20 protein-coding genes and 1 tRNA gene are annotated in these 18,102 nt (G+C 70.5%); 11 read left to right on the forward strand and 10 right to left on the reverse strand.

The window, feature by feature from the left end; translation table 11 throughout:
- The 5 genes from ABZS51_RS30000 to upp all read right to left on the reverse strand — a co-directional run.
- A partial coding sequence (locus ABZS51_RS30000) for a helix-turn-helix domain-containing protein (RefSeq protein ID WP_355447838.1) occupies window positions 1-854 on the reverse strand: 854 nt, incomplete at its 3' end.
- Window positions 855-1,008: 154 nt separating this feature from the next.
- Window positions 1,009-1,539 (reverse strand): PH domain-containing protein, encoded by a 531-nt coding sequence (locus tag ABZS51_RS30005; RefSeq protein WP_310707816.1) that lies wholly within the window; start codon window positions 1,537-1,539, stop codon window positions 1,009-1,011.
- Window positions 1,536-1,694, reverse strand: a complete 159-nt coding sequence (locus tag ABZS51_RS30010; protein WP_310707817.1) for a hypothetical protein — start codon at window positions 1,692-1,694, stop codon at window positions 1,536-1,538. The genes ABZS51_RS30005 and ABZS51_RS30010 overlap by 4 nt, the downstream gene beginning before the upstream one ends.
- Before the next feature lie 96 nt (window positions 1,695-1,790).
- Window positions 1,791-2,036, reverse strand: a complete 246-nt coding sequence (locus ABZS51_RS30015; protein WP_355447842.1) for a hypothetical protein — start codon at window positions 2,034-2,036, stop codon at window positions 1,791-1,793.
- Window positions 2,037-2,207: 171 nt separating this feature from the next.
- Window positions 2,208-2,846: a uracil phosphoribosyltransferase gene (upp, locus tag ABZS51_RS30020; protein WP_355447845.1), complete on the reverse strand. Its 639-nt coding sequence runs from the start codon at window positions 2,844-2,846 to the stop codon at window positions 2,208-2,210.
- Between the two features lie 141 nt (window positions 2,847-2,987).
- On the opposite strand from upp, the gene ABZS51_RS30025 reads away from it, so the two are divergent.
- The 5 genes from ABZS51_RS30025 to ABZS51_RS30045 all read left to right on the forward strand — a co-directional run bounded on the left by ABZS51_RS30025 (window position 2,988) and on the right by ABZS51_RS30045 (window position 5,580).
- Window positions 2,988-3,497, forward strand: a complete 510-nt coding sequence (locus ABZS51_RS30025; protein WP_310707820.1) for a tRNA adenosine deaminase-associated protein — start codon at window positions 2,988-2,990, stop codon at window positions 3,495-3,497.
- An 18-nt stretch (window positions 3,498-3,515) separates the two neighbouring features.
- Window positions 3,516-3,989 carry a tRNA adenosine deaminase-associated protein gene (locus tag ABZS51_RS30030; RefSeq protein WP_310707821.1) on the forward strand — a complete coding sequence of 158 codons (474 nt, stop codon included), beginning with the start codon at window positions 3,516-3,518 and terminating at the stop codon, window positions 3,987-3,989.
- Between the two features lie 214 nt (window positions 3,990-4,203).
- Window positions 4,204-4,575 (forward strand): nucleoside deaminase, encoded by a 372-nt coding sequence (locus ABZS51_RS30035; protein ID WP_355447848.1) that lies wholly within the window; start codon window positions 4,204-4,206, stop codon window positions 4,573-4,575.
- Window positions 4,576-4,585: 10 nt separating this feature from the next.
- Window positions 4,586-4,672, forward strand: a tRNA-Ser gene (locus ABZS51_RS30040).
- A gap of 230 nt (window positions 4,673-4,902) precedes the next feature.
- A complete protein-coding gene (locus ABZS51_RS30045; RefSeq protein ID WP_355447851.1) occupies window positions 4,903-5,580 on the forward strand; it encodes a response regulator transcription factor in 678 nt (225 codons plus the stop codon).
- Here ABZS51_RS30045 and ABZS51_RS30050 read toward each other — a convergent pair.
- Complete coding sequence (locus tag ABZS51_RS30050) at window positions 5,568-6,881, reverse strand: HAMP domain-containing sensor histidine kinase (protein ID WP_355447854.1); 1,314 nt, start codon at window positions 6,879-6,881, stop codon at window positions 5,568-5,570. The genes ABZS51_RS30045 and ABZS51_RS30050 overlap by 13 nt on opposite strands.
- An 86-nt stretch (window positions 6,882-6,967) precedes the next feature.
- Here ABZS51_RS30050 and ABZS51_RS30055 point away from each other — a divergent pair, with 86 nt between their 5' ends.
- Genes ABZS51_RS30055 through ABZS51_RS30070 form a run of 4 tightly spaced genes read left to right on the forward strand, consistent with a single transcriptional unit; the run spans window position 6,968 to window position 11,419 of the window.
- Window positions 6,968-7,576, forward strand: coding sequence for a hypothetical protein (locus ABZS51_RS30055; RefSeq protein ID WP_355447857.1), 609 nt, complete (start codon window positions 6,968-6,970; stop codon window positions 7,574-7,576).
- Window positions 7,534-8,226 carry an ABC transporter ATP-binding protein gene (locus tag ABZS51_RS30060; RefSeq protein ID WP_355447860.1) on the forward strand — a complete coding sequence of 231 codons (693 nt, stop codon included), beginning with the start codon at window positions 7,534-7,536 and terminating at the stop codon, window positions 8,224-8,226. Before ABZS51_RS30055 ends, ABZS51_RS30060 begins: the two co-directional genes overlap by 43 nt.
- A complete protein-coding gene (locus ABZS51_RS30065; RefSeq protein ID WP_355447863.1) occupies window positions 8,223-8,900 on the forward strand; it encodes an ATP-binding cassette domain-containing protein in 678 nt (225 codons plus the stop codon). Before ABZS51_RS30060 ends, ABZS51_RS30065 begins: the two co-directional genes overlap by 4 nt.
- Window positions 8,894-11,419 carry an FtsX-like permease family protein gene (locus ABZS51_RS30070; protein WP_355447866.1) on the forward strand — a complete coding sequence of 842 codons (2,526 nt, stop codon included), beginning with the start codon at window positions 8,894-8,896 and terminating at the stop codon, window positions 11,417-11,419. The genes ABZS51_RS30065 and ABZS51_RS30070 overlap by 7 nt, the downstream gene beginning before the upstream one ends.
- A gap of 4 nt (window positions 11,420-11,423) precedes the next feature.
- On the opposite strand, the gene ABZS51_RS30075 is transcribed toward ABZS51_RS30070, so the two are convergent.
- Window positions 11,424-13,241, reverse strand: a complete 1,818-nt coding sequence (locus ABZS51_RS30075) for a glycosyltransferase (protein WP_355447869.1) — start codon at window positions 13,239-13,241, stop codon at window positions 11,424-11,426.
- A gap of 192 nt (window positions 13,242-13,433) precedes the next feature.
- On the opposite strand from ABZS51_RS30075, the gene ABZS51_RS30080 reads away from it, so the two are divergent.
- On the forward strand, window positions 13,434-13,874 hold the full coding sequence (locus tag ABZS51_RS30080) for a hypothetical protein (protein WP_355447872.1): 441 nt from the start codon (window positions 13,434-13,436) through the stop codon (window positions 13,872-13,874).
- Window positions 13,875-14,217: 343 nt separating this feature from the next.
- Window positions 14,218-15,258 carry a bile acid:sodium symporter gene (locus tag ABZS51_RS30085; RefSeq protein ID WP_355447875.1) on the forward strand — a complete coding sequence of 347 codons (1,041 nt, stop codon included), beginning with the start codon at window positions 14,218-14,220 and terminating at the stop codon, window positions 15,256-15,258.
- Between the two features lie 77 nt (window positions 15,259-15,335).
- Here ABZS51_RS30085 and ABZS51_RS30090 read toward each other — a convergent pair whose 3' ends face one another.
- The 3 genes from ABZS51_RS30090 to ABZS51_RS30100 form a co-directional block, all read right to left on the reverse strand.
- Window positions 15,336-16,193, reverse strand: coding sequence for a hypothetical protein (locus ABZS51_RS30090; RefSeq protein WP_355447879.1), 858 nt, complete (start codon window positions 16,191-16,193; stop codon window positions 15,336-15,338).
- A 607-nt stretch (window positions 16,194-16,800) separates the two neighbouring features.
- Entirely contained in the window at window positions 16,801-17,097 is a 297-nt protein-coding gene (locus ABZS51_RS30095; RefSeq protein WP_310707822.1) for a type II toxin-antitoxin system VapB family antitoxin, read from the reverse strand.
- Between the two features lie 94 nt (window positions 17,098-17,191).
- A complete protein-coding gene (locus tag ABZS51_RS30100; RefSeq protein WP_355447882.1) occupies window positions 17,192-18,031 on the reverse strand; it encodes a neutral zinc metallopeptidase in 840 nt (279 codons plus the stop codon).
- Between the last annotated feature and the right edge of the window lie 71 nt (window positions 18,032-18,102).

The following is an 18,102-nucleotide window of genomic DNA, read 5'->3' on the forward strand; positions in this document are numbered from 1 at the left end:
CCCCCACGCTCCGCGTACCATGACATCTCTCCGCTAGCGATAGGCGAGCATCCCCATGGCCGAAACTCCCGAAGAGCCTGCCTTCCAGCGGCTCGCGCCGAACGGCCCGCCGTGATGGCGTCGTCGGCCAGCCGCACCGCCAGCGCCGAGTCGTCGCCCGCCGCGGCGGAGACACTCGCCTGCCACAGAGCGTCGATCTCAGCGGAACGGTCCACCACGTCAGGAACGCCGTTGACGTCGAGCACCCGGCGCACGTAGGCGAGCTCGGCGGAGCCGCTCTCCATCTCCTCGCGCGCCTCGACGATCGCCGCGGCGAGGTCGATGGCGATCTCACCCTGTGTGATCTCCAGCCGCTCCGCCTGCCGCAGCGCGTGGGCGGCGAGATCGCGGGCCCGCAGCCGGTCACCGGCGTGCTGGTAGCAGCGGCTCAGCGCCACGGCCAGCGGCAGATCGGCCAGCCGCTCCGGGTGGGCCGAGGCCTCCCTGCGCAGCCGCTCGAACGCCTCGACGGCCTGACCCAGCCGGCCCTGCGCCTCCAGCGCACGCGCCCGGCCGAAGCGGGCGTGCGCCGTGAGCATGGCGTTCTCCTCGTCGGCGGCCTTCACGATCTCCGTGAAGCGCTCCGCCGCGAGGGCCGCGTCACCGTGCTGCAACTCCAGCTCGGCGTGGCGCAGCCCCAGCTCGGTGTCGATGCGCTGACGGGGCTCGATGCCGTGCAACAAGAACTCGGTGGTACATCCCAGCCGCTCCGCCAGGAGCCGGGCCACCACCGGAGTCGGAGTGCGCTTACCCGACTCGATGAGGGAGACATAACTGTCAGACAGGTCGGGCCCGGCCAGCTGGGCCTGGGACATCCGCCTGTTCAGCCGCAGTCCACGGACGCGGTCACCGATGGTTCCCTGACTCGGCATCTCATCTCTCAAGGCGGGGAAGGGTCAACAACACGCAATGATTGCATGAAGTAGCCGAATCTGGTATCCCCAGGTGCAGAAATCCCTGCCCCGGGATTTAATCGTCCCCGCCGTCCTTGCTCGGGAAAAGCATCTGGCACACCTCGAGGTACAGCGTCTCGGGGTAAGGAATGTACTCGACAGTGGACAGTGCCTGATCCTGGCCGGCGGACTCAAGGATGAACTCGCCGTAGCCGAGCATGCGCCCCAGCAGGGATCGCTTGAAGCTCATGTCGGTGACCTTGGACAGGGGCATCATCGCGACCTTGCGCGTGACCAGGCCGGTGGTCGACAACATCCGCTTGGAAGTCACCACAAAGTAATCGACTGACCACTCCGCGACTTTCCATACAAAACGGATCAGTAGCAACAGCCAGAGCCACCAGACGACCACGAGAGCCGTGCCGCCCCCCGAGTCACCGAAGAACTTGCTGAGCAGTCCGGCGATGATCAGGCCGCCGAAGACCTCGGCGACGGGGCGGAGCAGCACGGCCGGGTGACGCCGCACCATGATGACCTGTTGTTCGTCGGGGAGCAGGTAACGGTTGACCGACGACGGGGCCGAGTCCCCGTGGGTCACAAGTCTCATGCCAGGTTGTTCACGAATTGCGCCAGGGAGTCAGCCGCGTTGACCACCGAGTCGAAGGCACCTTTGACCGCCGTCGCCGCGTCGGTCGGTCGTGCCAACAGGTAGTACGCCGCAAAACCTATCCCGCCGTATGAGAGGACTTTTTTGACCTGCACTGTGGCCTCCGTACCCTTACCCACTGCACCCGCCGTATACATTACCCACCCGGCAGCCCGGGTAAAGGTAGGTTCACGGCTTAGCTGAGATCTTGCTTAGCCGCGCTCGCTCGCCACGAGCGCGAGGACGTGAAGATGCTTGCGCGCGATCCGCTCCACGAGGCTCGGATGCGCGTAGCCGGTGACTTCCAGCGCGCCGTAGTGCGCCGCTTCCACGCAACGCGTTACGGTGGTCGCCGAGTGGACGCCGGCGAATTCGTCACGCAGCGTGGTCTCGACGTCCGCGTACGGAGCCGGGACGTCCGCGTACGGACTCGGATCCGCCTCGGTGTGCTCGCTCACGGGAGCACCCCTGCCAGCTCGTTCATCGCGCCCCCTCGCGCCCATGCGGAAGTTGCCTTCTTCTCGCTACGTACCCATGCAACCACAGTATGTAACGAAGAGACCACTCCGCGTGACGGAAGGGTGATTTCTCGGTCCCGGAGTGACTCGGCCGGTCCCGAAGTGATCAGGTCAGACGACGCCGTACAGCCGGTCGCCCGCGTCGCCCAGGCCCGGCACGATGTAGCCGTTCTCGTTGAGCCGCTCGTCCAGCGCCGCGGTGACCACCCGGATCGGCTTGCCCGAGCCGGCGAACACCTTGTCCATGTGCGCCAGCCCCTCCGGCGCCGCCAGCAGGCAGATCGCCGTGACGTCCTCCGCGCCGCGGTCGAACAGGAACTGCACGGCCGCCGCCAGCGTGCCGCCGGTGGCCAGCATCGGGTCCACCACGTAGCACTGCCGGCCGGACAGGTCGTCGGGCAGCCTCGTGGCGTACGTCTCGGCCTGCAGGGTCGACTCGTTGCGGATCATGCCGAGGAAGCCCACCTCGGCCGTGGGCAGCAGCCGCGTCATGCCGTCGAGCATGCCCAGCCCGGCCCGCAGGATCGGGACCACCAGGGGGTAGGGCTTCGCCATCCGGACGCCGTGAGCCTCGGCCACGGGAGTCCGCACCGTCACGTCCGCCACGCGGACGTCGCGGGTCGCCTCGTACGCCAGAAGTGTGACCAACTCGTCCGCGAGCCTGCGGAACGTGGGAGAGTCAGTGCGGACATCGCGCAACGTGGTGAGCTTGTGGGCCACGAGCGGATGGTCGACGACGAGGGTTTCCATAACGGATAACGCTATCTTGTGTGGGACGTACCGGCACGTCGTGCCTCGGTTTGACCACGATTTGGTCGGAGCGGCACACGGGTGCCGGTGGTGTCTGGAACGATTGGGAGCCCGTACGGGCCGCATCGGGTGGGGTGGACGATGACAGACGAGGACGCGTTCGACTTCGCCATCGTGGTCTATCGCGAGGACGAATGCTGGGACGCCGAGATGCTGCCGGTGGCGCTCACGTCGGACCTGCACGGTCTGATCAAGGCCATTCGCCAGCAGCCGAGCGAGAGCGGCACCATCGGCCTGGTCGCGGTGGGCGACGAGTTCTTCGTGGCGTTGCGGGTGCTGGGGGAGCGCGTCGACGTGTTCCTCTCCGACATCGCCGCCTCCTGGGACTTCCCCCTGGCCCGCCAGGTGCTGGAGTACCTCGACGTGCCGGTCCCCGACGAGGACGAGCTGGACGAGATCCTCCAGGACGAGGAGGTCGCGCTCCCCGCGGGAGATTTGTCGATCTTCGCCGATCTGGGTCTGGACGAGATGGAGCTGGGCATCCTGTCGGGTGACATTGACCTGCTGCCCGAGGACGTGCTGTCGAGCATCGCCGCGCGGCTCGGCTTCTCCGAGCCGTTCGAGCGCGCCATCGAATCCGTCTTCGGCTGACCCCTGGAGCTTGCACACATGGCCAACACGTTCGCCGCGGCTTTCGTCAGGACCCCGGACGGCTGGAGCGGGGCCGAGGTCGACCTGAGCGAGGCCGAGATCGTCGACGACTTCGGCGACGCCGTGACCGAGGCGCTCAGCCTGTCCGGTGACGAGATGGCGCTGCTCTGCGTCGAGGTCGAGGACGAGTGGTTCGCCATCGTGCGCTACCTCGGCGACGAGGAGCCGCGGGTGTTCCTCTCCGACGCCCACGCGATCGCGCCGGGCAGCCTCGGTGAGCTGTTCGCCGAGTTCGCGGGCGTGAGCGTCGACAAGGAGAGCAACGCGCTGGGCGTACGGCCGGCGGGCGACTTCGAGCTGCTGAGAGACCTCGGCCTGAGCTCGGAGGAGCTGCTGGAGCTCAGCATGGAGGAGGGCGTGCTGCCGGCCGACATCCTCTCCGTGATCGCCGAGCGGCTGTCGTTCGCCGACGAGCTCGACCGGCTGCGGTGACCCCGCGCGGGACGCGGTGACGTCCGGGTACGACGGGGCGATGCGGCTGGCGCTGGCCGAGGCCGCGAGCGCCGGCGCGCGCGGCGAGGTTCCCGTGGGCGCGGTCGTCCTCGGTCCCGCCGGCCGCGAAGTCCCTGGCGGCTCAGGCGGGCCGGGTGGCTTGGGCGGGCCAGGTGGCTCAGGCGGGCCGGGGGGCTTGAGCGGACCGGGTGACTTGGGCGGGTCGGGTGGCGCGGTGCTGGCCGCCGCCGGGAACGACCGCGAGTCCGCGTCCGACCCCACCGCGCACGCGGAGATCCTCGCGCTGCGTGAGGCCGCGCGGATCCGCGGCGGGTGGCGGCTGGACGGCTGCACCCTCGTGGTCACCTTGGAGCCCTGCACGATGTGCGCGGGCGCCGCGGTGCTCGCCCGGGTCGACCGGATCGTCTACGGCGCGGTGGACGAGAAGGGCGGCGCCGTGGGCTCCCTCTGGGACGTCGTCCGGGACCGCCGTCTCAACCACCGGCCGGAGGTCGTCATGGGTGTGATGGCCGAGGAGTGCGCCGCCGTCCTTTCCGAGTTCTTCGCCACTCGGCGGATCCGGTAAGCTCGTCCGCGGTGGTGTCGCCTAGTGGCCGAGGGCGCACGCCTCGAAAGCGTGTGATGGGGCAACTCATCCGTGGGTTCAAATCCCACCACCACCGCCGCTGCGTAGGGCCTCCGATCTGGATCAACAGGTCGGAGGCCTTCGCATGTCAAGATCATGAGGGAACCGTGGAAGAACGGGCCGGCGGCGCTCTCCGAGGGCGGGCAGCGGGCTGATGCCGCTTGAGCCGCTTCCGTTCCAGCACGAAGTTCGGCTGAGTCAACGACCGCTCCGGCGTCTCCTTGCAGCTCACCCCCACACGACAGCACTGCCCGTACCATCGGGCACATGACATGCGTGCTGGTCGTGGAGGACGACCTGGTCATCAGGTCAGAGCTGGTCGAGGCACTGACCGCCCAGGGCTACGAGGCGGAGCCGGCCGCGGACGGGGCCGAGGCGCTACAGGCGGCGGAGCGGCACCAGCCTGATCTCGTCCTGCTGGATCTGGGGCTGCCCGACGTGGACGGGGTGGCCCTGTGCCGCCGGCTCCGGTCAAGGGCGCCGGACACGGTGATCGTCGTGCTGACAGCTCGTACGCAGGAGTTCGAGGTCGTGGTGGCGCTGGACGCGGGTGCCGACGACTACCTGACCAAGCCGTTCCGGCTGACGGAGCTGATGGCCAGGATCCGCGCGCACCTGCGAAGGCGCGGCCCGGCGCAGGGGGAGCGCATGCTGACGGCCGGGCGGCTGCGGCTCGATCTGCTCGCCCGGCGCGCCTACGTCGGGGAGGCGGAGGTGGCGCTGCGACCCAAGGAGTTCGACCTGCTGGCAGCGCTGGTGAGTCGCGCGGGCGAGGTGGTGACGCGTGAGCAGCTCATGGACGAGGTGTGGGACGAGAACTGGTTCGGCCCCACCAAGACGCTGGATGTCCACGTGTTCGCGGTGCGTCGCAAGCTGGCCGAGCACAACGAGGGGATGGAGCGGATCGTCACGGTGCGGGGGCGCGGCTACCGCTACGAGCCGTGAGCCGTGAGCCGTGAGGCGTCGTGGCCGGGCAGCAGCATGCTGAACAGCGGCGGGCTGGCCCGGCTGAGCACCAGCCTGCCGCCCTCGGCCTCGGCCAGTGAGCGGGCCAGGGCGAGGCCGATGCCGTGGGTGTGGCCGCTGGCCCTGACGAACGGGTCGGCTCCTTCCGCCAGGCCCGGCCCGTGATCGCTGACTTCGACGGCCATCCCCGGGCCCACGTCGGCGACGGTGACCAGGACCTCCCCCTTGCCGTGGCGCAGGGCGTTGTCGAGCAGGACGCGCAGGATCTGCCGGACGGCTGCGGGATGGGCCGTCACCGGCGGCAGACCGGGCTCGACGGTGATGGTCAGGCGGCGGCCCTGCTCGGCCAGCGGGCCGTGCCACTCCTGGCAGATCTCCTCCATCAGCGCGTCCACGTCGATCTGCTCACTCGGCACGCGGGCGTCGCGGCTGAGCCGTACGAGATCATCGATGACCTCCTGCAGACGCTCGCCCCTTGTCAGCGCGGCCCGGACCGCCGGGGCCAGGTCCCCGCCCGGCCGGGACAGCGCCGATTCCAGGCCGAGCAGCAGGCCGGTCAGGCCGGTGCGCAGTTGGTGGGAGACGTCCGCGCTGAAGGCCCGCTCGCGGGCGAGCACGTCGCCGAGGCGGCGGGCCGTCGACTCCAGGGCCTGCCCGGCCTGGTCGGCCTCGCGGAGCCCGGAGGGTGCGGCGCGGATGCTGAAGTCGCCGCCGCCGAGCGCCAGTGCCGCGGCGGTCAGCCGCTCCAGCGGGGCGGCGAGCCTGGCCGACTGGCGTGAGGCCGCGCCCGCGGCCAGGGTGATGACCACCAGCGCGAGTCCGCCCATGATCAGCCACGCCTCGTGGACGCGCTCCTCCACCTCCGAGTTGAGGGTCGCCACGCGGATGACGAGTGCGGGGCCCTCGTCGGAGGGGACGGGTGCGGTCACGGCCAGGAATGCGCCCTCCACCGTGTCGTGCACGCGGCCGTCTTCACTGGAGGTGGCCAGGCGGGAGTGGGCGGGGCCGTCGCCGAACACGCGGGTGCCGTCCAGTCGGTAGCCGCCGATGGCCAGCTCGCCGGACAGGCCCGTCGGCAGCTTCAACGGCACACGCGGTTCCTCGGGGACCGCGGCGGCGACCCAGGCGGCGTCACGTTGCAGCGCGGCCACCGCCTGGTCGTGGTAAAGGATGTTGACCGCGACCGCCAGGGGCACCAGGAAGAGCGCGACGGCCAGGACGGTCACGCTCACGATCACCACCAGCACCCGCCGCCGCAGCGGCACGCCCTGCGCTGTCACTCGTCCAGGGTGGCAGAAGTCAGGTAAACGCCCCGCTAATCCGTTGCTCAGCGGGCGCTTTCCGGCGCGCTCCTAGCGTGGGAGACATGAAGGTACGGCAGAGCGTCATCGCACTGGCCATGGCCGGGCTGGCGGCTGGCTGCGCGGCAGCGACGCCCGCCCAGACCCAGGCCCAGACCCAGACCCAAGCGCACGCAGAGGCACCAGCGAGCGACAAGGCCCCGGCTCCGCAGCCCACGGAGTCGAATCCGCCGGGCGACATCCCGGACGACACGGTCTTCGTGAGCTACCGGCACCCAAGGCAGCCGTACCAGGTGAAGGTGCCCGAGGGGTGGGCGCGCACGGACCTGCCCACCGGCGCGAGCTTCACCGACAAGCTGAACAGCATCCGCATCGAGACCGGGCCCGCCGCCTCCCCGCCGACCGAGGCGTCGATCAGGAGGCAGGTGCACAGCGGCGACATCCGCACGGTCGGCACGGTGACGAGGAAGGGCGGCCAGGCGGTGCGGATCGTCTACCGCGCCGACAGCAGCCCCGACCCGGTCACCGGAAAGGTCGTCAAGGACCAGGTCGAGCGCTACACCTTCTACCGCGCCGGGCGCGAGGCGATCCTGACCCTGTCCGGGCCGGTCGGCGCCGACAACGTGGACCCATGGCGCACGGTTTCCGACTCCTTCCGCTGGACGGCGTCGTGATGTTGCAGGCCGAGGAGCTCTACCGGTTCTACCGGTCGGGCGATGAGGAGACCAGGGCGCTGCGCGGGGTCAGCCTCGATGTCGCCGCGGGCGAGGTCGTGCTGGTCAGCGGCCCGTCGGGGTCGGGCAAGTCCACGCTGCTGGCCTGCCTGGGCGGGCTGGACGACCCGGACGGCGGCACCGTCAGGGTGGACGGCCACCGCATCAGCCACCGGCCGGAGGCCGAGCGGGCCGCGTTGCGGGCCCGGCTGGTGGGCGTGCTGTTCCAGAGCGGCAACCTGATCGAGCATCTGACGGTCGCGGCCAACGTCGATCTGGCCCAGCGGTTGGCGGGGCGGCGTGATCGTCGCCTGCGCGATGAGCTGCTGGCCGGTCTGGGGATCTCGGCCAGGGCGGGGGCATGGCCGAGCCGGCTGTCCGGTGGAGAGGCGGCCCGCGCGGGGCTGGCCGTGGCGCTCGCCAACCGTCCGGCTCTGCTGCTGGCCGACGAGCCCACCGGCGAGCTCGACCAGCACACGGAGGGGCCCGTGCTGCGGCTGATCCGCGAGCAGGCCGGTGAGAGCACCGCCGTGGTGATCGCCTCGCACAGTCCGGGCGTACGGCGGCTGGCCGACCGCGTCGTTGAGCTGAAGGACGGCCGAGTGACATGACCGTGGAGCTGAAGGACCGGGCGGCCGGCATGACCGCGCTGGTCACCTGCGAGGGCCTGGCCCGGTCGTACGGCAAGGGAGCGAACGCCCTGGTCGCCGTGCACAGCGTCACCTGTGAGCTGCGGCCGGGGCAGCAGGTCGCGGTCACCGGCCCGTCGGGGTCGGGCAAGACGACGTTGCTGCACCTGCTGGCCGGGCTTGACCGGCCCACGGCGGGGCGGATCGCCTGGCCCGCCCTCGACGACCACCCGCGCGGCCGCGTCGGCGTGGTCTTCCAGGGGCCCAGCCTGCTTCCCCCGCTCGACGTCGCGGAGAACGTCGCGCTGCCGCTGATCATCGCGGGAGTAGGGGACGCCGAGGCCAGGGCGCGGGCGTTGACCGCGCTGGCCATGATCGGCCTGGCCGACCTGGCCGGGTCACTGCCCGAAGAGCTGTCGGGGGGGCAGGCGCAGCGCGTCGCGGTCGCCCGCGTGCTGGCCGCCGAGCCTCGCCTGATCATCGCGGACGAGCCCACGGCGCAGCTCGACTCGGACCTGGCCCGCCGAGTGGTGGACCTGCTCACCAGGGTGGCCTCCCAGCTCGAGTCGGCCCTCGTGGTGGCCACCCACGACCCGCTGGTCGCGGCACGGCTGCCCGACACCTGGACCATGAGCGACGGAGCTCTCACATGCTGATCCTCCTGTGGCTGCGTGGCCTGCTGACCCGCCGGGCGGGCAGGCTGGCCGCGGCAGCGGCGGGCATCGCGCTCGCCGTGGCCCTGCCCGCCGCGCTGGGCGCGTTCCTCGCCTCCGCCAAGGCCACCATGACGGCCCGCTCGATCCAGCGGGTGGTGGTCGACTGGCAGGTGGAACAGCAGCCCGGCCAGACCGTGTCCGTCCCGATGCCCGGCACGTCCCGCGAGGTGAGCTTCGCCAGAGTGGACGGCTTCGAGTCCCGCCAGGCCGGGCAGACGCTGACCACGGGCGCGGGCCAGGTTCTCGGCCTGCCCGCCGACTACGCCGCGACCTTCCCCGGCCAGCTGCGCCTGCTCGCGGGGAACGCGAACGGGCCGCTGCTGGCCCAGCAGACCGCCGCCAACCTGCACGCCCGACCCGGTGCCGGCGTCACCGTGCGCCGCCCAGGGTTGCCCGACACGGCAGTGGCGGTCACGGGGGTGGCGGAGTTGCCCGCCGCCGACTCGCTGTTCCAGCGGGTCGGCGCGCCGCCGGGCGCGCAGCCGCAGGCGCCCCCCGACAATGTTCTGCTACTGCCGGAGGCGGACTGGCACCGGCTGTTCGACGGCATCGCACGCGACCGGGTACGCACCCAGTACCACGTCCGCATCGGCCACCGGCTGCCGCCCGACCCCGCCGCGGCCTACACGGCGGTCACCGGGCAGGCGCGCAACCTGGAGGAACGGATGGCCGGCAGCGGCCTGGTCGGTGACAACCTCGGCGCGGCTCTGGGTACAGCCCGCGAGGACGCCGTGTACTCCCAAGTGTTGTTCCTGTTCCTGGGCGCGCCGGCGGTCGTGCTCGCGGCGCTGCTCGCCGGTCTCGTGACGCGGGCCGGCGCGCCGCGGCGGACGGCCGAGCAGGCGCTGCTACGTACCAGGGGCGCGTCCAGGGGCACGCTGGTGCGGCTCGCGCTGGCCGAGACGGCGCTGGTGGGCGTGACCGGTGTGCTGGCCGGCCTGGGCCTCGCCGCAGTGGCCGGACGGGTGCTGTTCGGTTCGGCGAACGTCTCCTGGTGGGCGGCCGTCCTGGGATTGCTGGTCGCGGCCGTCACCGTGCTGATGCCCGCGCTGCGCGCCTCCACCGTGGCGGCCGCCCGCCGTCCGGTCGGTGAGCGCCGCCGTGCCCCCGCAGGGCTTCGGTACGGGCTGGACCTGTGGCTGCTCGCCGGTTCCGCCGTGATCTTCTGGATCACCAGCAGGAACGGCTACCAGCTCGTCCTGGTCCCCGAGGGCCTGCCCCAGTTGTCGGTCGACTACTGGGCCTTCGCGGGGCCGGCACTGCTGTGGGCGGGCGTGGGCCTGCTCATCTGGCGCCTGACCAGGACCTTGCCGATCACCTGGGCGGTGCGGCCACTGGCCGGAGGGCTGGCGGGAACCGTGTCCGCCATGCTGACCCGCCAGCGCGCCCCGCTGGCCCGCGCAGCCACCCTGGCCGCGCTGGCCGTCGCGTTCGCAGTCTCCACCTCCGTCTTCGACACCACCTACCGCCAGCAGGCGCAGGTGGACGCCGAGCTGACCAACGGCGGCGACGTCACGGTCTCCCAGACCACCGCCACGTCGGGGCAGCTCGCAACCGTGCCCGGCGTGGCCAGGGTCGAGCCGTTGCTACACCGCTTCGCCTACGTCGGCTCCGACCTGCAGGACCTGTACGGCCTGCGCCCCGCCACCGTCCGGCTGCACGACACCTACGTCTCCGGCGGCACCGCCCGCGAGATTCTCGATCGGCTCGCCCGTCGGCCGGACGCGCTGCTGGTCAGCCAGGAGACCGTCAACGACTTCCAGCTTCACCTCGGTGACCAGGTACGGCTGCGCACCGAGGACGGCAGGACCGTCCCCTTCCACTACGCCGGCATCGTCACCGAGTTCCCGACAGCACCCCGCGACAGCTTTCTCGTCGCCAACGCCTCCTACCTGGCCCGCACCATGCCCGCCGACACCACGTACCTGATCACCACCGACGGGACGCCGCCCCACCGGGTCGCCGCCGACTTGCGCGGCAGGCTCGGGCCGACGGCGAAGGTCACCGACGTGGAGACCACCCGTCAGGTCGTCGGCAGTAGCCTCACCGCCGTGGACCTGGCCGGCCTGACCGCCATCGAGCTCGGCTACGGGCTGACGCTGGCGGCCCTGGCCACGGGCCTGCTGCTGGTGCTCGGCTTCGCCGAACGGCGTCGCACGTACGCGCTGGCCAGGGTGCTGGGGGCCACCCCGCGTCAGGTGGGTTCGTTCGTGTGGGCGGAGGTGGCGCTGGTCGGAGTGGCCGCGGCCGTGCTGGGCGCGTTGTGCGGGTGGGCGCTGTCGCGGATGCTGGCCGCCGTGCTCAGGGGAGTGTTCGACCCGCCTCCCGACGCGCTGGCCGTGCCGTGGGCGTACCTGTCCGTCCTGGCGGTCCTCGGTGTCGCGGCGCTGCTGGCCGCAGGAGCCGCCACGGTACGGGCAGCACGCCGGCCACCGTTGACCGTGCTACGCGACCTGTGACCGGTCAGCGTCCCGCTTGCAGATCGGCCAGCAGCGCGGTCCAGCGTTCACCGATGGACTCCGGGGCGTACCGCTTGGAGGTGGCCAGAGCGGCCGTCCCCATCAGGTGGCGCTCGATCTCGTCGTCGATGAGGAGACCGATCGCCGCGGCCAGGGCGTCGACGTTCTGCCGGGGGACGAGGAGCCCGTCGTGGCCGTGTGTGATGATCTCGCCGGGGCCGTGCGGACAGTCGAAGGCGACCACGGGCACGCCCTTGCTGAGCGCTTCCAGCACGGTCATCGGGAAGCCCTCGCGGAGGGAGCTGAGCACGAAGATCGAGGCGTCGTCGAGCTCGGCGCCGACGTCGCGGGAGGGCCCGGGAAGCTCGACCGAGCAGGCCGGCCCGAGCTTCCCGGCCAGCTTCATGAGGTGGGCGCGTTCGGGCCCTGAGCCGATGATGCGCAGCGTCCAGTCGGGGTGTACGACGCTGACCTGTCGCCAGGCGCGCAGCAGCAGGTCGAAGCCCTTGACCTTGGTCAGGCGGCCGATCCCCACGACGGTCTTGGAGTTCAGAGGAGAGCGGCCGCCGGTGAGCGGCGGCGTGGCGTTGGGGATGCGCAGCAGGTGCCGCGGCGCGCGGGTGCCCAGGGCCGTCCGGTAGGCGTCCAGGTCGGCCTCGGTCAGGGTGACCAGCGCGTCGAGCCTGCCGTACCGGCGGGCGATCATTTGCCGGACGGTGGGCTTGTGTGAGCCGTAGCCGGTGTGCTCCAGCCCGATCGTGATCACGCCGGGCGGGGCCAGCAGGGCGGTGGCCAGGTTGAGTCCTGGGCGTGTGGTGATCAGGACGCCGGTGCGCAGGCCGCGCAGCAAGCGCGCCAGGGCGAGGTCGGTACGCAGGTCGAACCTGTCGTACGCGGCCTCCTCCCGCGGGATGAGCCTGCTGCGGAGCAGGCGCGCGAGCAGGGCGCCGCGGGGCCGGCGGTCGGTGCGGTCGTCCAGGAAGGTGACGCGAACGCCAGGCGGCACCTCGAAGAAGGGCTTGTCCTTGGTCTTGGTGACGCTGACGATCTCCACGTCGTGATCGGCCGCCAGCGTGCCGGCGAGGTTGAAGGCGGTCCGGATGGTCCCGCCCATGCCGTGCGCGTGCAGCAGAAGGATCTTCACCTGCCGGGTGCTGGGCGGGCCGGCCCGGCGCTCCCTGCGGCGGTTGGCCACACGCAGCGAGAACACTCCGAGTCTTCGCGCGTTGACGGCCAGATGGACGGCGGCCGTGGTCAGAATGACCGAACCCAGGGTGTCGGTGGGATAGTGCGCCCCGAGATAGACCCTCGCGGCCATCTGACCGGCCACGAGCACGCCACCCACCGCCACCACAGGCCAGAAGAACCGGGTCTTCCTGGCCAGCAGCGCCACGGCGACCACGATCGACAGAGTCAGGCACACGTGACCGCTGGGGTAGCTGTCGGGGCCGAGCTCCCGCACCAGAGCGTGGACCGCCGCGGGCCGGGGGCGGGCGACGATGACCTTGACCAGTGCGCCCACGCCCCACCCCGCGGCGATCACGAGCAGCACGCCTCCGGCGGCGCGCGTCCGCCCCGAGACGGCGACACCCACGACGAGGAGCGCGGCGAGAACCGTGCCGACGATGGTGCCGAAGCCCACGTTCAACACCTGCGCCACTGCGGTCAGCCAGGGGCCGCGTAGCGACTGCAGGGCCTGGCTCAGGTCCGTGTCCGCCGCGGTCCACGCAGGCGTGCGCGCGGCGAAGCCGCCGGCCACGCCCAGGCCCAGGAACGCGGCGGAGACCGGCACCGGGACTGTCGTTCTGCTGCCTGATCTCATGAACGAACGGTATGGAGAGGCGTTACAACGCTCGCTCAGCACTCGGTTAGCGCGGCGCTAACCTTTACACCCCGCAGGCCGAGGTTTCGGCCCAGGATTAACCTCGCGTTGTGGCTGGCCGAACCTGTTGCTATCCGACGTTTCCGCAGACTGTGGGCGTCAGTACGACGTCAACACATCGGAGATATTTCAGTGCGTAAGCCTACGATCATCGCCGGACTTGCCACCGCGGCCGTCCTCGTGGCGAGCGGCGGAGCCGCTGCTTTCGCCTCCTCCACCGACCAGAGCCCTGCCTCCTCCTCCGCCCAGTCCTCCGCCGCCCCCACTGAGCAGGCCCCCGAGAACGAGGCCGCCACTCCTGAGGAGAGCGCGGAGCCCAACGAGGGCACGAAGGAAGACGAGCAGGGCGAGAAGGCCGAGGCCGAGGACGGCAACGACGACAAGGGCGGCGAGAAGGCCGAGGCCGAGGACGGTCAGGACGACAAGGGCGGCGAGAAGGCCGAGGCCGAGGACGGTCAGGACGACAAGGGGCAGGAGGCCGGCTCCGAGGCTCAGGAGGGCAAGCAAGGCCAGGCGGGCGACCAGAACGAGCAGGAGGGCAAGGGCGACGCCTCCGAGCCCGAGGACGGCTGAGCCAAGCGCCGGGCACCCCGGAACTCACCATGCTGGGGTGCCCGGCTCGCCCTTCGCACTCGGCTCTCTCAGGGCGCGCCCCACCGCGCCAGAGCGGCCACGTGAAGATCTACGCGCGGCACTGCGGACCCTCGGGTCGGATGCACCAGCGTGCTCCCGGCCGGGCTGCCCGCCCGGGACGGCGACGCCCCCTGGCAGACCGGCCTGCTGCTGACCATGGCCGCCGCGGGCGCAACACGCGGAAGGCCTTGGCAAACAGTCACGTCCGGTGGCGTCAAATTCCTCCTCGCCCAGTCCAGTCACTGAAAGTAATCGATAGGTTACCTAGGTGATAATCCGGGTGGTGGGGACGGTGCAGCGGTGGCTGCTCGCGTTGATGATGGTCTGTTATCTGCTGGCTGCGGTCATGCCGCGTCCGGGTGAGGTCTTGCGGACGATGGCGCTGCGCTTGCCTGGATCCGGTAATGGCGTGACGATGCCCATGGTCTTGCTGGCTGTGATGTTGTCGGCTGCCGGTCTGGGGGTGCGGGCGCGGGATTTGTGCGCAGTGGTGGGCAGACCCCTGCGGCTGGCGTCGGGCGTGGCGGTGAACGCGCTCCTGCCTGTGGCGCTCTTGCCGGTCGCTGCGATGTGCCTGCGGGCCTGGTCCGACGCTGCGGAGGTGGAGTGCCTCGCGGTCGGATTGCTGCTGGTGCTCGCGATGCCGATTGCCGGCGGAGCGGCGTCCTGGGGGCAGAACGCGGGTGGCAATGTCCCCTTGGTGGTCGCCATGGTCGTGGGTTCGACGCTGCTCAGTCCTGTCACGGTTCCGTGGGGGCTGGCCCTGTCCGCCGCCCTGGTCGGTCCGGCGGGCGTCGGCAGCCTTGATGACACGGCGCGGCTCGACGGGCTGGCCGGGACGGCGGGCGCGGGCGCGTTCGCCCTGGCCTTGATCGTGCTGCCGTGCCTGGGAGGGATCATCGCGCGGGCCATGCTCGGGGAGCGGCGAGCGGCACGCACCGCCCCGATCACCAAGCTGGTCAACATCGTGAACATCCTGCTGCTTTGCTACATCAATGCTTCCGGCGCGCTCGGGCCGGCCCTGTCACACCCCGACCCTGACTTCGTGGTCCTGGCCGTATGCGTGGCCGGCGCGGTCTGCTGCTTGTCCTTCCTCGTCGGCAGGTGGATATCCCGATGGACCCGATGCGACACTCCGGACGGGATCTCGCTCACCTTCGCCACCGGCATGAACAACACCAGCGCGGCGGCGGTCCTGGCCGCAAGCTGGTTCGCGCACCGTCCGCAGGTCCTCCTGCCGATTCTGGCCTACAGCCTGCTGCAGAAGCTCGCCGCCGGTCTGTTCGGAACCCGGCCGCCCGCCCCGCCTGCTGCGCTGTCATGAGCCCTCCAGCACCGTCTCGGTGACGCATGAGCGCGGGGCGGGCGCGGTCCCGGCGACCATCGCGACCACTCCGCCCACTATGCCGGCTGGAGGTCGTTGCGACGTTCCTGTAGGTGAGCCCAACCCATGAGGCCGAACAGCACGGCGAGCAGGACAGCGGAGGAGCCGGCGGTTCCTAGGTCGAGCCCGCCTTTGGCGGTCGGCTTGGTGAGGAGGTCACCGGCGGTGGCGCCGAAGGGTCGGGTCAGGACGAAGGCGAGCCAGAACAGCAGTACATTGGGCACGGCCGGGACGTACTTGAGGGCGAGGAGCAGTGCGAGCAGGGCAGTGATGAGCACCACGCCTCCGCCGTAGCCGAGGCCTGAGCTGTCGGACAGGAAGTCGCCCAAGGAGGTGCCGAGCGTGTTGGAGACGAGGATCGCCGCCCAGAAGAGGGCTTCGCCGCGGAAGGTGTCGATGTCGCGGATCGCGAAGGTCAGGCCGGTGATCTTCCAGCTGACGAAGATGGCGATGAGGATCGAGATGAGGATCGCGGCTCCGACGGGGTAGCCCAGGCCGAGGCCCTGCGGCCCCCAGCCGAGCGACGTCGCTCCGTTGGCCAGGTATGCGCTGCTGGCGTCCCGGTTCATGAAGTCCGACATCGTGGTGCCGGCCATGCTGGTGGACAGGATGACCGTCCAGTAGAAGAACGGGTTGTACCGCTTGGAGGCGAGCTGGATCACCAGAGTGACAACGAAGATCAGGGACAACCCGACCGTGGTGAGGAAGTAGCCGACCTTCAGTGTCTGGGCGAACAGGTCGCCGGCGGTCTCGCCGAGAGTGGTGGCGGCGACCTTCATGATCCAGAAGGCCAGCGTGACCTCGGGCAGCTTCTTCATCACGTACCTGCCCCCGCCGGCGATGCCCGCCTCGGTGAAGACGTTGCGTCCTGGCACTGCTCATCTCCTTCAGGACGTGCGAGTTTGTGATCTCGCGAACCGCTGGGCGAACCGTCACTCCCGCGGGACCTGACGCTGCGGCGGGTGGCCGACAGCGCTGTGCGTTGTACGTCCCGCCGGGTGGGAGTGGTTCGCGTCGATCAGGCGCATGGGATGTTCGGCATCGGGTGGTGGCGCCGGCTGCAGGACATATCCATGTGCATTGACGCCTTGCTGATGCATCTCAGTCTGCGAAAACGACGGACAGCGGCGGGTTCTGTCAGCCATAACGCGAGGTTAATTTGCACGGATGGCCCCTGCGCCCTACCTGCGGGGACGAAGGGGCGGTGCTAACCGAACCTTGATCGGGCCATGACGGTGCCCAGAGGATCTGGCCCGCGCCTCAGGATGATCACGGCCATCGTGCTCCCTGGTCGGGGGAACGAGCGGTCCGGGCCGGTCCGCATTAGTCCAGGAGAGTCTGGATACGCCCGCCACTACCGGGTATTCGGCGCATGATCGCAGGCCAGAGAAGGTAGGTGGGCGGGTTCAAATCCCGTCACCACCGCCGCCGATCGGGCCCCTGACCAGTTCAGGGGCCCGACGCGTTTTCCGGCTTCGGAGGTCAGGCGGGCAGGTCCAGCACTCTGGCGTGCAGGATGGAGCGCTGGTGCAGCGCGGCCCGCAGCGCCCGGTGCAGGCCGTCCTCCAGGTAGAGCTCGCCCTGCCACTGCACCACGTGCGGGAACAGGTCGCCGTAGAAGGTGGAGTCGGCGGCGAGCAGGGAGTGCAGGTCCAGCATCGCCTTCGTGGTGATCAGGGAGTCGAGCCGGACCTGGCGCGGCGGGATCTGGGCCCACTCTCGGTGGGTCAGACCATGTTCGGGATAGGGGCGTCCGTCGCCGACCAGCTTGAAGATCACCCCCCCGATTTTAGGAGAGATTCAGCCTCGTTGTGCTGTTTGCGAGAATTATCGGTGCCGACGGGCCCGCGACGACCCGGGCCGGGACCTCCGTTCAGCCGAGCTGACCAGCGGCGCACGACTTCGGCTGACCCGAGCCGTACCCCTGCTTGAAGGCGTTGACGCGCTGCTCCGAGGAGCCGTGCGTGAACGAGTCGGGATCGACCCGGCCCTGCGTGCGCTGCTGGATCCGATCGTCGCCCACCGCGGCCGCCGCGTCCAGCGCCTCGGCGATGTCCGTGTCGGTGAACGGCTTGTCGTAGAAGCCGGTGTCGATGGCGTTCTTGGCCCACACGCCCGCGTAGCAGTCGGCCTGCAACTCCGTGGCCACCGAGCCGCCGCCCTCCAGCGCGCCGGTCAGGTTCTGCACGTGGTGCCCGTACTCGTGGGCGATCACGTACGCCTGGGCGAACGGGCCGCCCTTGGCGCCGAACCGGCTGTGCAGGTCGTCGAAGAAGCTCAGGTCGAGGTAGACCCGCTGGTCGCCGGGGCAGTAGAAGGGGCCGACCGACGAGTCCGCCGCGCCGCACGCCGTGCGGACGCCGCCCGAGTACAGAATGGTCTTGGCGGACCGGTAACCCGAGACCTCGTCCTTCCAGTAGTCCTGGATGCTGTTGACCACGCCGATCACCCGGCACTTCTCCGACTGGTCGGCGTCCTTGCCGGTCTTGCACTCCTGCGAGAGGTTCGAGGCCGGCTGCCGCTGGGCGGGCTCTCCGCCGCCGCCACCTCCGCCGGCGTTGTTCAGCAGGAACACCACGACCGCCACGATCAGGGTGACGATGCCGCCGCCACCCAGGACCATCCCGCCGGGGAACCCCCCGCCCCCACCACCGCTGCCGCCGACGTCCTCCACCTGGGAGGAATCGAGATTGACGTCGTCTCGGAAGTCCATCGCCAACGTCCCTTCTCCATGCGCCCGCATGCCACATGCTCGGTGTGCCCGCATGACAGCTTCCCGAAAGG

The sequence above is a fragment of the Nonomuraea sp. NPDC005501 genome, from assembly GCF_040605905.1.
Taxonomy (GTDB): domain Bacteria; phylum Actinomycetota; class Actinomycetes; order Streptosporangiales; family Streptosporangiaceae; genus Nonomuraea.

What these genes read in the sequence shown, in the direction of transcription:
- ABZS51_RS30005 (WP_310707816.1), bottom strand. Translation starts at nt 1,539, where the DNA reads ATGAGACTTGTGACCCACGGGGACTCGGCCCCGTCGTCGGTCAACCGT.
- upp (WP_355447845.1), bottom strand. Translation starts at nt 2,846, where the DNA reads ATGGAAACCCTCGTCGTCGACCATCCGCTCGTGGCCCACAAGCTCACC.
- ABZS51_RS30025 (WP_310707820.1), top strand. Translation starts at nt 2,988, where the DNA reads ATGACAGACGAGGACGCGTTCGACTTCGCCATCGTGGTCTATCGCGAG.
- ABZS51_RS30030 (WP_310707821.1), top strand. Translation starts at nt 3,516, where the DNA reads ATGGCCAACACGTTCGCCGCGGCTTTCGTCAGGACCCCGGACGGCTGG.
- ABZS51_RS30045 (WP_355447851.1), top strand. Translation starts at nt 4,903, where the DNA reads ATGACATGCGTGCTGGTCGTGGAGGACGACCTGGTCATCAGGTCAGAG.
- ABZS51_RS30055 (WP_355447857.1), top strand. Translation starts at nt 6,968, where the DNA reads ATGAAGGTACGGCAGAGCGTCATCGCACTGGCCATGGCCGGGCTGGCG.
- ABZS51_RS30060 (WP_355447860.1), top strand. Translation starts at nt 7,534, where the DNA reads ATGGCGCACGGTTTCCGACTCCTTCCGCTGGACGGCGTCGTGATGTTG.
- ABZS51_RS30065 (WP_355447863.1), top strand. Translation starts at nt 8,223, where the DNA reads ATGACCGTGGAGCTGAAGGACCGGGCGGCCGGCATGACCGCGCTGGTC.
- ABZS51_RS30070 (WP_355447866.1), top strand. Translation starts at nt 8,894, where the DNA reads ATGCTGATCCTCCTGTGGCTGCGTGGCCTGCTGACCCGCCGGGCGGGC.
- ABZS51_RS30075 (WP_355447869.1), bottom strand. Translation starts at nt 13,241, where the DNA reads ATGAGATCAGGCAGCAGAACGACAGTCCCGGTGCCGGTCTCCGCCGCG.
- ABZS51_RS30100 (WP_355447882.1), bottom strand. Translation starts at nt 18,031, where the DNA reads ATGGACTTCCGAGACGACGTCAATCTCGATTCCTCCCAGGTGGAGGAC.